Annotated in this window: 13 protein-coding genes and 3 tRNA genes; 7 read left to right on the plus strand and 9 right to left on the minus strand. The window is 73.4% G+C overall.

Annotation, left to right across the window (positions count from 1 at the left end):
- Together ACIQ87_RS23135 and fabF are read left to right on the plus strand one after the other, a co-directional pair.
- Entirely contained in the window at positions 1-240 is a 240-nt protein-coding gene (locus ACIQ87_RS23135; protein WP_355251392.1) for an acyl carrier protein, read from the plus strand.
- 184 nt (positions 241-424) lie between these two features.
- Positions 425-1,690 carry a beta-ketoacyl-ACP synthase II gene (gene fabF, locus ACIQ87_RS23140; protein ID WP_392869738.1) on the plus strand — a complete coding sequence of 422 codons (1,266 nt, stop codon included), beginning with the start codon at positions 425-427 and terminating at the stop codon, positions 1,688-1,690.
- Between the two features lie 78 nt (positions 1,691-1,768).
- On the opposite strand, the gene ACIQ87_RS23145 is transcribed toward fabF, so the two are convergent.
- Both ACIQ87_RS23145 and ACIQ87_RS23150 read right to left on the minus strand, forming a co-directional pair.
- Positions 1,769-2,263 (minus strand): DUF3145 domain-containing protein, encoded by a 495-nt coding sequence (locus ACIQ87_RS23145; RefSeq protein WP_402409657.1) that lies wholly within the window; start codon positions 2,261-2,263, stop codon positions 1,769-1,771.
- Positions 2,264-2,625: 362 nt separating this feature from the next.
- Complete coding sequence (locus ACIQ87_RS23150; protein WP_402409659.1) at positions 2,626-3,654, minus strand: NADP-dependent oxidoreductase; 1,029 nt, start codon at positions 3,652-3,654, stop codon at positions 2,626-2,628.
- A 137-nt stretch (positions 3,655-3,791) separates the two neighbouring features.
- On the opposite strand from ACIQ87_RS23150, the gene ACIQ87_RS23155 reads away from it, so the two are divergent.
- Both ACIQ87_RS23155 and ACIQ87_RS23160 read left to right on the plus strand, forming a co-directional pair.
- Positions 3,792-4,256: a MarR family winged helix-turn-helix transcriptional regulator gene (locus ACIQ87_RS23155; RefSeq protein WP_402409661.1), complete on the plus strand. Its 465-nt coding sequence runs from the start codon at positions 3,792-3,794 to the stop codon at positions 4,254-4,256.
- A 119-nt stretch (positions 4,257-4,375) separates the two neighbouring features.
- Entirely contained in the window at positions 4,376-5,968 is a 1,593-nt protein-coding gene (locus ACIQ87_RS23160; protein ID WP_402409663.1) for an LCP family protein, read from the plus strand.
- An 84-nt stretch (positions 5,969-6,052) separates the two neighbouring features.
- Here the strand turns inward: ACIQ87_RS23160 and ACIQ87_RS23165 are convergent, their stop codons facing one another.
- From ACIQ87_RS23165 to ACIQ87_RS23185, 5 genes are all read right to left on the minus strand, one after another.
- Positions 6,053-6,964 carry a 1-aminocyclopropane-1-carboxylate deaminase/D-cysteine desulfhydrase gene (locus ACIQ87_RS23165; RefSeq protein WP_402409665.1) on the minus strand — a complete coding sequence of 304 codons (912 nt, stop codon included), beginning with the start codon at positions 6,962-6,964 and terminating at the stop codon, positions 6,053-6,055.
- 110 nt (positions 6,965-7,074) lie between these two features.
- Entirely contained in the window at positions 7,075-7,743 is a 669-nt protein-coding gene (locus tag ACIQ87_RS23170; protein ID WP_402409667.1) for a GPP34 family phosphoprotein, read from the minus strand.
- 37 nt (positions 7,744-7,780) lie between these two features.
- Positions 7,781-8,008: a hypothetical protein gene (locus tag ACIQ87_RS23175; RefSeq protein WP_392869752.1), complete on the minus strand. Its 228-nt coding sequence runs from the start codon at positions 8,006-8,008 to the stop codon at positions 7,781-7,783.
- Between the two features lie 9 nt (positions 8,009-8,017).
- Positions 8,018-8,965, minus strand: coding sequence for an SPFH domain-containing protein (locus ACIQ87_RS23180; protein WP_402409670.1), 948 nt, complete (start codon positions 8,963-8,965; stop codon positions 8,018-8,020).
- Between the two features lie 320 nt (positions 8,966-9,285).
- A tRNA-Ile gene (locus ACIQ87_RS23185) sits at positions 9,286-9,359 on the minus strand.
- A gap of 189 nt (positions 9,360-9,548) precedes the next feature.
- On the opposite strand from ACIQ87_RS23185, the gene ACIQ87_RS23190 reads away from it, so the two are divergent.
- Together ACIQ87_RS23190 and ACIQ87_RS23195 are read left to right on the plus strand one after the other, a co-directional pair.
- Positions 9,549-10,400 (plus strand): trypsin-like serine peptidase, encoded by an 852-nt coding sequence (locus tag ACIQ87_RS23190; RefSeq protein WP_402409672.1) that lies wholly within the window; start codon positions 9,549-9,551, stop codon positions 10,398-10,400.
- 118 nt (positions 10,401-10,518) lie between these two features.
- Positions 10,519-11,265: a trypsin-like serine peptidase gene (locus ACIQ87_RS23195; protein ID WP_402409673.1), complete on the plus strand. Its 747-nt coding sequence runs from the start codon at positions 10,519-10,521 to the stop codon at positions 11,263-11,265.
- Between the two features lie 126 nt (positions 11,266-11,391).
- Here ACIQ87_RS23195 and ACIQ87_RS23200 read toward each other — a convergent pair.
- A tRNA-Asn gene (locus ACIQ87_RS23200) sits at positions 11,392-11,464 on the minus strand.
- Positions 11,465-11,527: 63 nt separating this feature from the next.
- Positions 11,528-11,600, minus strand: a tRNA-Asn gene (locus ACIQ87_RS23205).
- Between the two features lie 238 nt (positions 11,601-11,838).
- Between ACIQ87_RS23205 and ACIQ87_RS23210 the strand changes: the two genes are divergently transcribed.
- Positions 11,839-12,135 (plus strand): hypothetical protein, encoded by a 297-nt coding sequence (locus ACIQ87_RS23210; RefSeq protein WP_402409820.1) that lies wholly within the window; start codon positions 11,839-11,841, stop codon positions 12,133-12,135.
- The last annotated feature ends 59 nt before the right edge of the window (positions 12,136-12,194 follow it).

Genomic DNA, 12,194 nt, shown 5'->3' on the forward strand with positions numbered 1-12,194 from the left:
ATGGCTACCAAGGACGAGGTCCTGGAAGGTCTCGCCGAGATCGTCAACGAGATCGCCGGTATCCCGACCGAGGACGTCCAGCTCGACAAGTCCTTCACCGATGACCTGGACGTCGACTCGCTGTCCATGGTCGAGGTCGTCGTGGCCGCCGAGGAGCGCTTCGACGTCAAGATCCCGGACGACGAGGTCAAGAACCTGAAGACCGTCGGCGACGCGGTGGACTACATCCTCAACGCCTGAGCGACCGACTCGTTCGACTCGGCCAGCCCGTCCGGCGTCCCGTACGCCGGCCCGGGCTGACCGGTCGGCCGGGCTCGTCGAGCCTGGTCGACCCTTCCGGCCGGGACGCCCTCACCGGGCGCCCGGCCGGGCCCATCCTCGGCACGCCGCCGACCCCCCGCACACGTGAGAGAAGAAGAAACCAGTGACCGCTGAAAATCGCACCGTGGTCGTCACGGGTATCGGCGCCTTCACGCCGCTGGGCGCCGACGCCGCCAGCACCTGGGAGAACCTGGTCGCGGGCACGTCCGGCGTGGCGGCCCTGACCGAGGAGTGGGCCGAGGACCTGCCGGTGAAGATCGCGGCACGGACCGCCGTCGAGCCGGGCGACATCCTTCCCCGCCCGCTGGCCCGCAAGCTGGACCGCTCGGCCCAGTTCGCGCTGATCGCCGCCCGCGAGGCCTGGGCCGACGCCGGCTTCGAGACCCCCGCCACCGACGAGTCCTCCAAGCTCGCCCCCGAGCGCCTGGGCACCGTCATCGCCTCCGGCATCGGCGGCGTGACCACCCTCCTCGACCAGTACGACGTGCTGAAGGAGAAGGGCGCCCGCAAGGTCTCCCCGCACACCGTCCCGATGCTGATGCCCAACTCCCCGGCGGCCAACGTCGGCCTGGAGGTCGGCGCCCGCGCGGGCGTGCACACCCCCGTCTCCGCCTGCGCCTCCGGCGCCGAGGCGATCGGCTACGCGATCGAGATGATCCGCACCGGCCGCGCCGACGTCGTGGTGGCCGGCGGCACCGAGGCGGCGATCCACCCGCTGCCGATCGCCGCGTTCGCCAACATGATGGCGATGTCCAAGAAGAACGACGACCCCCAGCGCGCCTCCCGCCCGTACGACAAGGCCCGCGACGGCTTCGTGCTGGGCGAGGGCGCCGGCGTGGTCGTACTGGAGTCGGTCGAGCACGCCGAGGCGCGCGGCGCCCGGATCTACTGCGAGGCCGTGGGCCAGGGCCTGTCCTCGGACGCCCACCACATCGCCCAGCCCGAGCCGACCGGTGCCGGCGTGGCCCGCGCGCTGGCCGACCTGTTCGAGCGCAACGAACTGGACAAGGCCGAGATCGTGCACGTCAACGCGCACGCCACCTCGACCCCGCAGGGCGACACCGCCGAGCTGAAGGCGCTGCGCAAGGAGCTGGGCGACGACCTCGACCACATCGCCGTCTCGGCCACCAAGTCGATGACCGGTCACCTGCTGGGCGGCGCCGGCGGCGTCGAGACCGTCGCCACCGTGCTGGCCCTGCACCACCGGGTCGCCCCGCCGACCATCAACGTGGACGAGCTGGACGACGACGTGGACGCCGACATCGTCCGCGGCGAGGCCCGCAAGCTGCCCGAGGGCCGGATCGCCGCGCTGAACAACTCGTTCGGCTTCGGCGGCCACAACGTGGTGCTGGCCTTCCGCACCCGCTGACGCCCACGACGAAGGGGCCGGCGCTCTTCACGAGCGCCGGCCCCTTCGCACGTCCCCGGTACGGCCCCGGGGCCGGCCTCAGACCACCTGGTGCAGCCAGCGCACCGGCGCGCCCTCGCCCGCGTACCGGAACGGCTCCAGCTCGTCGTCCCAGGGCTTGCCGAGCAGCCGGGCGACCTCGGCCTCCAGGTCGGACCCCTCGCTGCGGGCGCGCACCAGGACGGCGCGCAACCGGTCCTCGGGGATCAGGATGTCGCCGTGGATGCCGGTGACGGCATGGAAGATGCCCAGCGAGGGCGTGCTGCTGTACCGCTCCCCCTCCGCCGTGGCGCAGGGCTCGCTGGTGACCTCGTACCGCATCAACTGCCAGCCGCGCAGAGCGGAGGCGAGCTTCGAGGCCGTACCGGGCTCCCCCTGCCAGGACAGCTCGGCACGCCAGTGCCCGGGTGCGGCCGGCTGGCGGATCCAGTCCAGGCTCACCCTCACACCGAGCACCCCCGCGACGGCCCACTCGACGTGCGGGCACAGCGCGCGGGGCGCGGAGTGGACGTACAGGACTCCACGTGTCGTCACCGGGACCTCCAGGCTGTGGACGAGGGTCGCCTTCCCCAGCTGCCTCGTGCCTGCAGTTGATCCGCAGTTACTCACGTTAGCTGACATTAAGCTACTAAATTGAGCAAAACGGACAGGCTTTCGCTCAATGCTAGTCGAATCCTCAACGAGGTCTACCCCTCGGCCGGATCTCTCCCCCGAACGGCCCCATCACCGGCCGAACCACCGTACCGCGCGGCAGCGCAGGATGGATGACGCACTTTCGGATCCGGCCGGTATGCGGTAGTGCGACCCCCGGACCCGCGCCCGACCGGGGGCCGCCCATGACGAACGCCCCGCCGCCCGGTCGGGGCGGCGGGGCGTTCGGGATGCGTGACGGCTCGTCAGTCACCCAGGCGGACGACCATCTTGCCGGTGTTGACGCCGCGCAGCAGGTCGAGGAAGGCCTCGACGGCGTTCTCGAAACCGTCCACCACGGTCTCCTCGGTGCGCAGTTCACCGGACTTCAACCAGCAGGCCACCTCCGCGACGAACTGCTCCTGGAGCCCGGCGTGGTCGCGCACCAGCATGCCCTCCAGGCGCAGCCGCTTGCCGATGGCGAGCGCGAGGTTGCGCGGGGCGGCGGGTGCGGCGGTGTCGTTGTACTGGGCGATCGCGCCGCAGAGCACCGCGCGGCCGTGCACGTTCAGCGCGCCGATCGCGGCCTCCAGGTGATCGCCGCCGACGTTGTCGAAGTAGAGGTCGATGCCGTCCGGGGCGGCCTGGGCGAGCTGCTCGGCGACCGGGGCGTCCTTGTAGTTGAAGGCCGCGTCGAAGCCGTACTCGTCCACCAGCTTGGCCACCTTCTCCGCCGAGCCGGCCGAACCGACCACCAGCGAGGCGCCCTTGAGCCTGGCGATCTGGCCGACCAGCGAACCGACCGCGCCGGCCGCGCCGGAGACGAAGACCTTGTCCCCCTCCTTGAGGCCGCCGACGGCCAGCAGGCCGGAGTAGGCGGTCAGGCCGGGCATGCCGAGCACGCCGAGGTAGGCGGAGAGCGGGGCGGCGGCCGGGTCGACCTTGACCGCGTGCCGGGCGTCCAGCGTCGCGTACTCGCGCCAGCCGAGCCCGTGCAGCACCGCGTCGCCCGGAGCGAAGCCCTCGGCCCCGGAGGCGACGACGTGACCGACCGCGCCGCCGTCCATGGCCTGGCCCAGCTGGAACGGCGGGACGTACGACTTCACGTCGTTCATCCGGCCACGCATGTACGGGTCCACCGAGAGGTAGTCGTTGCGGACCAGGATCTCGCCCGGGCCCGGGGTGCGGACCGGGGCCTCGACCAGGGCGAAGTCGGCCGGCACCGGCCAGCCCTGCGGGCGGGCGGCGAGGTGCCATTCACGGGCGGTCGCGGGGGCGGCGGCCTGCTCTGCCATGGGTGTGCTCCTTGCGGTTCGGGTGCGGGTCGGAACGTGGGTTCGAGTGAGGTTCGAACGCCTGAAAGGTTGAGCAACTGAAGTAACGATGGACATGAAAGGTTCATGTTGTCAACTTTTCAGGTAGACTCTCGACCATGGACACCCAGTCGATCGAGGACGCCGCGCCGCAGCCCGACGAGATCACCCGCGAGGTCGTCGACCTGATGGCCAACCTGGTCGCGCTGTTCCACCGCGAGTACGAGGACGCCGCCGCCGCCCGCTCGCTCACCGGCGCCCAGGCCAAGGTGCTCGCCCTGCTGCGGCGCGGGCCGATGCCGATGCGCCAGATCGCCCAGACGCTCAGCTGCGAGCCTTCCAACATCACCGGCATCGTCGACCGGCTCGAATCCCGCGGCTTCGTCACCCGCGAGGCCGACCGGCACGACCGCCGGGTCAAGCTGGTCGCCGCCACCGACACCGGCACGGCCGCCTCCGAGGAGCTCCGCGAGTCGCTGAACTTCGCCCGCGAGCCGCTGGCCGCGCTCGGCCCGGACGAGCGGACGGCGCTGCGCGACCTGCTCCGCAGGATGCTCGCGGGCGCCTCCGGCCCCGGCGCGTGACCAGCATCACAGGACCCCGGGGCTGCTCGTAGGCCCCGGGGGGGTAACCGAACCGCCTCCCGGAACGTCTAACGTTCGAACATCGAACGCGAGAGACCTGAAGACGGGGGGCACGGAGGATGAGCAGCAGCACGCGCCGGCGCCGCTACCTGCGGACCGCCATCGGCCTGGCCGCCGTACTGGTGCTGTCCGTGGTGGGTGCCGGAGCCTGGTTCTACCACCGGCTGGACAACAACATCACCACCTTCGACCCGGGCGGCGTCGCCACCGAGCGCCCGCCGGCCCCCGTCCCGGCCAGCCCGGGTGCCTCCGTGCCGGTCAACGTGCTGCTGCTCGGCTCGGACACCCGCGACGAGGGCAACGACTCGCTGGGCGGCGGCGACGAGGGCGTCGGCCACTCGGACACCGCGATCCTGGTGCACATCTACGCCGACCACAAGCACGCCGTCGGCGTCTCGATCCCCCGCGACACCCTGGTCACCGTCCCGTCCTGCAAGCTGCCGAACGGCACCTGGACGGCGCCGAAGACCGACCAGATGTTCAACTCCGCCTTCACCGTGGGCCTGGCCGAGAAGGGCAACCCGGCCTGCACCCAGAACACCGTGGAGAAGCTCACCGGACTGCGGGTCGACCACACCGTCGTGGTCGACTTCAAGGGCGCGGCCGCGATGTCCGACGCCGTGGGCGGCGTGGACGCCTGCGTCCCCAACGACGTCAACGAGTACGGCATACACCTCAAGAAGGGCCTCCAGAAGCTCTCCGGGCAGTCCGCGGTGGACTACCTGCGGGCCCGCCACGGCATCGGCGACAACTCCGACATAGGCCGGATGAAGCGTCAGCAGGCCTTCCTCTCCTCGATGATCAAGAAGGTGCAGGGCCAGGGCTTCTCGCTGCCCACCCTGCTGCCGCTGGCCGACGCGGCCACCAAGTCGCTCACCGTGGACGAGGGGCTGGGCACCGCGATGAAGCTGGTGGACTTCGCCCACTCGATCCAGGACATCAAGCTCTCCGACGTCTCCTTCGTCACCGCCCCCTGGCGCTTCGCCGGCGACCGGGTGCGGCTGGTCCAGCCGGACGCCGACACCCTCTGGAAGCTGCTGCGCGAGGACCGCACCCTGGACGGGCAGAGCACCTCGGGGACGGGCCAGGCGGCCTCCTCCCCCGCCGCCGACCCGGGCGCCGCCGCGACGGCCCCCGGCACCCCGCTCACCGCGGAGCAGGCCGCGGCGCCGGTCACGGTGGTCAACGGGGTCGGCACGCCCGGCCTGGCCGGCTCCGGCGCCGACACCCTCAAGGCGCGTGGCTTCCGCAACGTCACGCTGGGCCACACCTCCGCCGGGCGGCAGACCACCCGGGTCGCCTACGACCCCGCGCTGAAGGCCACCGCGGACCAGGTCGCGGCGCTCTTCCCCGGCGCCACCACGGTCGAGGAGCCCGGTACGGAGGGGATCACCGTCACCCTCGGCGCCGACTACCGCGCGGCGGGCACCCGGATCGACTCGGCGGCCGCCCCGAGCCCGGAGCCCGGCGTCCCGACCGCCGCCACCCCGGGCGCCGCCCCCGGCAGCACCACGCCGGGCACCACCCCGGGCGTCACCCCCGGCACCGCCCCGGGCACCGCCCCGGGCCTGCCGGGCGGCATCCCCACCGGCATAGCGGAGAACACCCGCAACGCCGACACCGACCCGTGCGCGAACCTGACCTTCGGCTGATCGCGCCCTCCCCGCCGAACGGACGGCCCGCCCTCCCCGCCAACGACGGGAGCGCGGGCCGTCCGCGTCGGAGCCGGGGCAGCCCTACCGCGGGTCCGGCAGCCCGGTGACGACGGCGGTGAGGCGGGTGCCGCGCGGGAAGGCGCCCGCCGCCGTCAGGTCGGCCAGCGCGGCGAGCAGCTTGGCGACGTAGCGGCGCTCCAGCGGGATGCCGTGGCGGCGCTCGAACCGCTCGGCGAAGGCGGCCAGTTCGGCCGGGACCCTGCCGTAGCCGCCGCCGTGGTGCGCGTGGTCGATCCGCCAGTTGTCGAACCCCCGCCCGTAGGCGGCCCGGTGCAGCCGGGTGACCTCCGCCTCCAGGTAGCCCTCCCCGCCGCGCAGCACGGCGATCCCGAGCGCCCGGGCGCCCGCCGGCAGGCCGGCCGCGATGCCGGCCAGGGTGCCGCCGGTGCCGACCGGGCAGCAGACCACGTCCCGCTCGCCGAGACCGGGCAGTTCGGCCGGGATCGCGGCCGCGCCGACGGCGGCCAGGGCGTTGGAGCCGCCCTCCGGGAGCACCAGGCAGGGGCCCCAGCGGCGGAGCAGGGCGTCCGTGCCGTGCTCCCCCTCGGCCCGGCCGGTGGCCTCCCGGTACTCGGCCCGGGTCAGGAACTCCAGCCGCATCCCGGCCGCCTCGGCGGCCCGCAGCGACCAGTTGCGCGGCCGGTCGGCCAGCTCCTCGCCGCGGACCAGCCCGACGCTCTCCAGTCCGAGCGCCCCGGCGGCGGCCGCGACGGCCCGCAGGTGGGTCGAGTAGGCGCCGCCGAAGGTCAGCAGCCGGGTGTGGCCCTGCTCCACCGCGGCGGCCAGGTTGGGCGCCAGCTTGCGCCACTTGTTGCCGGGGACGGTCGGGTGCAGCAGGTCGTCCCGCTTCAGCCGCAACTCCACCCCGGCCCGGGCGTGGGCCTCGTCGGTGCAGTCCACCAGCGGGGTCGGCAGCAGGGCGGGTTCGAGCATCCGGCCAGCTTACGGGCCGGTACGGGGCCGGACGGCCGGGAGCCCGGCCACCGGATCGGTGACCGGGCTCCGCGGCCCCCTCGCGGGCCGTCTCCCCCGTGGAGGGCCCGTCAGCCGAGGGCCGCGCTCTCCGCCGCGTGGCCCGCCATCCGCCAGGCCAGCGCCGTGCCGAGCGCGCGCGGGACCGGGCCGGCCGCCGGGTTCAGCTTCACGATCCGGCCGCGGTGCTCCCGGCGCTGCCTGCCGTTCAGGACCGAGCCGAGCCGGCCCGCCGCGACCAGGGCGGTCATCGCCGCGTCGGCCGGGTCGACCCGGCTGAGCGGCCCGGTCAGCGCCCCGGTGACGGAGGCCTCCAGCGCCTCACGGACCCCCGGGTCCGCCAGGGTGACCAGGGTCACCGGGAACAGCCCGGCCGCCCGGTGCGACCGGAGGGTGAGCCGGCCGGAGTCCGCCAGGCCGTCCCGGACCCGGCGGACCGGCTGGTCGCGGCCGGTGCTCCTGGCGCGGCCGACCCAGGAGTTCCAGCTGTGCGGTCGGCTCTCCCTGATCTGGCCCAACAGACGGGCGCTGTACGGGTCGAGGCCCTTCTCGGCCGCGCCGCCGCGGGCCCGGGCGACGGCCTTGCGGCCCTCCTCGTACAGCAGGCCCCGGCGCAGCAGCTCGGTCAGCGCCGCCGCCTGGAGCAGCAGGTTGAGCGAGGAGTTCCGGGTGGTGCGCTCGCGCCGCGGGTCGTAGGCGAGCAGGTACAGCTTCTCGGGCAGGTTCTCGGGCAGGTCCATCTCGGTCTCCGAAGGTTCTCCGAGCACCGGACCGCGGTCAGTCCTCGCCGGACTCGCCGCTCTCCGGGCTCTCCTTGGGGGGGCGGCCGCGCCGGGGAAGCCGGGCCGCGCCGCTGGGCATCCGGCCCGCGTCGGTGAGGGCGCGGCGGAGCAGGAACTCGATCTGTGCGTTGGTGCTGCGCAGTTCGTCCCCGGCCCATCTGGCCAGCGCGTCGTGAACTGAAGGGTCCAGTCGCAACAGGATCTTCTTCCGTTCCGTCGCCAAGGCCTCGCCTTACTGGTAGAGGGAGCCCGTGTTCACGACGGGCTGGGTGCCGCGGTCGCCGCAGAGCACCACCAGGAGGTTGCTCACCATGGCGGCCTTGCGCTCCTCGTCCAGCTCCACGACATCGCGTTCGGCGAGGCGGTCCAGCGCCTCCTCGACCATACCGACGGCGCCCTCGACGATCAGCCTGCGCGCCGCGACCACGGCCCCGGCCTGCTGGCGCTGGAGCATCACCTGGGCGACCTCCGGAGCGTACGCGAGCCTGGTGATCCGGGACTCGATGACCCGCACCCCGGCCGAGGCGACCCGGGCGGAGATCTCGGCGGAGAGCTTGCGGGCGATCTCGTCCGCGCCGTCGCGCAGCGACAACTGGCCCTCGTGGTGGGCGTCGTAGGGGTAGCTGGTGGCGATGTGCCGTACGGCCGTCTCGGTCTGGATGGCGACGAAGTCGGCGTAGTCGTCCACCTCGAACATCGCCATCGCGGTGTCCTCGACCTGCCAGACCACCACGGCGGCCATCTCGATCGGGTTGCCGTCCGCGTCGTTGACCTTGGTGGTCTCGGTCTCGTGGTTGCGGATCCGGGTGGAGATCCGCCGCCGGCTGGTGAACGGGTTCAGCCAGGTCAGGCCCTCGGCGCGGACGGTGCCGCGGTAGCGCCCGAGCAGCTGGACCACCCGGGCCTGGCCGGGCGAGACCACCGTCAGCCCGCACATCAGCAGCACCGAGCCGAGCACCAGCAGCGGTCCGACGACCACCAGGGCGATGCCCAACCCGTTGGTCTTCACGGTCAGTTGGGCCGCGCCGACGACGAACGAGCCGATTCCGGCGAGCAGGCCGAGCAGGGTGCCGCCGAGCACCGGCAGGCCGGCCGCCCCGGTGATGGCCCGTTCGGTGAACTTGGGGACCGGGAGGTCCAGGACAGGGCCGTCCTCGACGGTGGAACGCGGTGTGGTCATGGGACCGACTCCCCCCAATGGTGATGTCCGCTGCGCGGGTGCCCGCTTCAGCTGTCAAAGTGATATCACTTTTTGCGCGCACGGCGCCAGCGTCCGGCGACGGGGAAGGGGTGACGGGCGCCGCGGGGAGGCGGCGGACAGGCGTCAGGGAGGGCCGGGGCCGATGCCCACGGGCGGGTGAATTCCGGCGCGCCACCCGGGAAAGGGAGTGGTCGCGGCCTAGACTCTGCGACGTCGCAGGCGGTGGAAGGGCGGCGGAGCTCCGGCTCGGCGGCCCGCCCGCGAAAGACCCGTACGACGCTCGTCGTACATCGAGAAGGTGGGGCGGGTGGGACTCGAACCCACGACCAAGGGATTATGAGTCCCCTGCTCTAACCGGCTGAGCTACCGCCCCGGTTCGCCGCACGCGCCGGTCGTCGGCACGGCAGCAGCAGACGGCCCCAGCGAGGCCGTCCCGGGCAGCATAGCCGGTCGATCACCCGTGGTGCGCGCCGGGGGCGCAGCTGGGTGCGCGACGGCGCTCGACTCCCGGTCGGCGCAGCCCGGGTGGCGGCGGGGCGTCCTTCCGGGGCAGCCTGGGCGGATGACGACACGTGGGAGGGGAGCGGCGGCCGCGGCGCTCGCGCTGGTGCTGGCCGCGGCGGGCTGCACCACCGCGGCGGGGCCGGGCGGGAGCACACCGACCGTCACCTCGGCACCGCCCACCGCCGCCTCCACCGACAGCCACGGCTGGAACCGGCAGCGGCTCAGGAGCGCGGCCGACCGGCACACCGGCGTCACCCGCACCGCCAAGCCCACCGTGCTCAACGGCCTGGTCGGCGCGGTGTTCACGCGCAACGCCGACGGCGACCACTTCTGCACCGCCAGCGTGGTCGACAGCGCCGGGCTCAACCTCGTCGTCACGGCCGCCCACTGCGTCTGGGACCCCCGGCTCGGCCGGCGCAGCGACCTGGTCTTCGTCCCCGGCTACCGCGACGGCGACACCCCCAGCGGCGTCTGGCCGCTGCTGGCCGTCACCGTGGACGACGGCTGGAGCGACCACGCCGACCCGGACGTGGACGTCGCCTTCGCGATCGTCCAGGCGCAGAACGGGCTGCAGGTCCAACAGGTGCTCGGCGCCAACCGGCTCGGCGTCAACCGGGGCTACCGGCTCCCGGTGAAGGTCACCGGCTACCCGAGCAGCAGCGGTGTCCCGATCACCTGCTCCAACACCACCACCCAGCAGAGCCCCACCCAGCTGCGGATCGACTGCCCCGACTACACCGGCGGCACCAGCGGCAGCCCCTGGGTCACCGACTTCGACCCGGCCACCAGGACCGGCACCGTGGTCGGCGTGATCGGCGGCTACCAGGAGGGCGGCAACAGCCCGGACACCTCGTACAGCAGCTACTTCGGCGACCGCGTCCAGGCCCTGTACGACCGCGCCACCGGTTGACCGGCGGCGGGCCCGACACGCGGCAGTGGCGCCGCCGGGCGCGGCCTGGTAGATCTTCCTCACGAACGGCGGAACGCACGGCCCCGGTGCCCGCCCCGAGGAACGAGACGGAGCCCCGATGGCCTCCCGCCCGGCCCGGCCCGCGCGCACGGCTCGAACGGCCGCGCTGGCCGCCCTGCTGCTGGCCGCCGGCACCGCGTGCGGAGGGCAGGACGGGGCGCCCACCGCCGAGGTGGCGCGGCAGAGCCCGGCCGGGGACCGGGTGGGCACCCTCTCCATCCGCACCGCGCAGGGCCCGCGGGCCTGCACCGCGAGCGTGGTGCACAGCCCCCGGGGCAACCTGCTGGTCACCGCGGCGCACTGCGTGCAGAGCCGGCGGATCGGCCTGCTGGACGGCCTGGTGTTCACCCCCGGCTACCGCAACGGGTTCACCCCGTACGGGACTTGGCCGGTGAAGGCGATCACGGTGGACCCGCGCTGGGCGGCCGAGGGCGACCCCGAGTACGACGTGGCCTTCGTCACGGTGGGCGCGCTCGAGGGCCGGCAGATCGAGGACGCGGTCGGCGGCAACCCGCTCGGCACCGGCCAGGGCTTCGGGCTGTCCGTCTCGGTCACCGGCTACCCGAACGAGAGCGACGAGCCGATCACCTGCGCGGTCCGGACCAGCTCGCAGAGCCCCACCCAGGAGCGCTTCGACTGCGGCGGCTACACCGACGGCACCAGCGGCAGCCCGTGGGTCACCGGGAACGGCGCGGTGGTCGGCGTGATCGGCGGCTACCAGGAGGGCGGGGACACCCCCGGCACCTCGTACAGCGTCGCCTTCGACCAGCGGGTCGCCGACCTCTACCGGAAGGCGACCACCTGACCCGGCAGCCCGCCGGGGGCGGTGTCGCGTACGTCACTCCGCGAAACCGGAGGACGGAAACACGAAGGCCCCCCGGTCGACCGAGGGGCCTTCGCTCTGAGCAGTCACCGGGCGGACCCGGTGCAGCTCCCGCAATTGGACTCGAACCAATAACCTGCCGGTTAACAGCCGGCTGCTCTGCCAATTGAGCTATGCGGGATCGCGGCACTGAACTTCCGTACCACGGACGGGAAGCAGGATCCCGAGGGGACCTTCTCCCGAGCTCCCCCAATTGGACTCGAACCAATAACCTGCCGATTAACAGTCGGCTGCTCTGCCAATTGAGCTATGGGGGATCGGCTTCCGCTCCGGCTCCCGGTCTCCCGGGCTCCTCGGCGCTCGCTGCGGGACATACATTAGCGCACTCGGGGGGGTGGTCCGCCAATCGCTTTCCCGGCTTGCCGCCCAGCTGCCGCCCGGCGCGCCCCGCGCGCGCCCGCCGGCGGGGGCGGGGATGCTGGGGCGCGGACGGTTCGCCGTCCCGACTGACGGGTAGGGCAATGCGGCAGAAGCCGCCAGGAGAGGGTGGATCCGATCATGTGGAAGCTGTCGTTGGCCGCGGGTTTCGCGGCCGGCTACGTCCTGGGCTCGCGGGCCGGGCGCCAGCGCTACGAACAGATCGCCAAGGTCACCCGGCAGATCGCCCGGAACCCCGCGGTCCAGGGCGCGACCGACCGGGCCCGGCAGCAGGCCGGAGCGGTGGCCGGGAAGGCGGCCGGCGCGGTCGCGGACCGGGTCGGCGACCGGCTGCCGAACGCCGTCACCGACCGGGTGCCGTACTTCAACCGGTCCCGGACGGAGGACGACGGCTGGGGCACGTTCCGCCCGTGACGGCGGGCCGGGGACGTGTGTCACGTGACACACGTCCCCGGCGTCCTACCTCCCGTCCG

It is taken from the genome of Kitasatospora sp. NPDC096204, assembly GCF_044763205.1.
GTDB lineage: Bacteria > Actinomycetota > Actinomycetes > Streptomycetales > Streptomycetaceae > Kitasatospora.

Excerpts from the sequence above, each read along its gene's own strand:
- ACIQ87_RS23155 (WP_402409661.1), top strand. The coding sequence starts at position 3,792 with ATGGACACCCAGTCGATCGAGGACGCCGCGCCGCAGCCCGACGAGATC.
- ACIQ87_RS23160 (WP_402409663.1), top strand. The coding sequence starts at position 4,376 with ATGAGCAGCAGCACGCGCCGGCGCCGCTACCTGCGGACCGCCATCGGC.
- ACIQ87_RS23135 (WP_355251392.1), top strand. The coding sequence starts at position 1 with ATGGCTACCAAGGACGAGGTCCTGGAAGGTCTCGCCGAGATCGTCAAC.
- ACIQ87_RS23165 (WP_402409665.1), bottom strand. The coding sequence starts at position 6,964 with ATGCTCGAACCCGCCCTGCTGCCGACCCCGCTGGTGGACTGCACCGAC.
- ACIQ87_RS23195 (WP_402409673.1), top strand. The coding sequence starts at position 10,519 with ATGGCCTCCCGCCCGGCCCGGCCCGCGCGCACGGCTCGAACGGCCGCG.
- ACIQ87_RS23180 (WP_402409670.1), bottom strand. The coding sequence starts at position 8,965 with ATGACCACACCGCGTTCCACCGTCGAGGACGGCCCTGTCCTGGACCTC.
- ACIQ87_RS23170 (WP_402409667.1), bottom strand. The coding sequence starts at position 7,743 with ATGGACCTGCCCGAGAACCTGCCCGAGAAGCTGTACCTGCTCGCCTAC.
- ACIQ87_RS23150 (WP_402409659.1), bottom strand. The coding sequence starts at position 3,654 with ATGGCAGAGCAGGCCGCCGCCCCCGCGACCGCCCGTGAATGGCACCTC.
- ACIQ87_RS23190 (WP_402409672.1), top strand. The coding sequence starts at position 9,549 with ATGACGACACGTGGGAGGGGAGCGGCGGCCGCGGCGCTCGCGCTGGTG.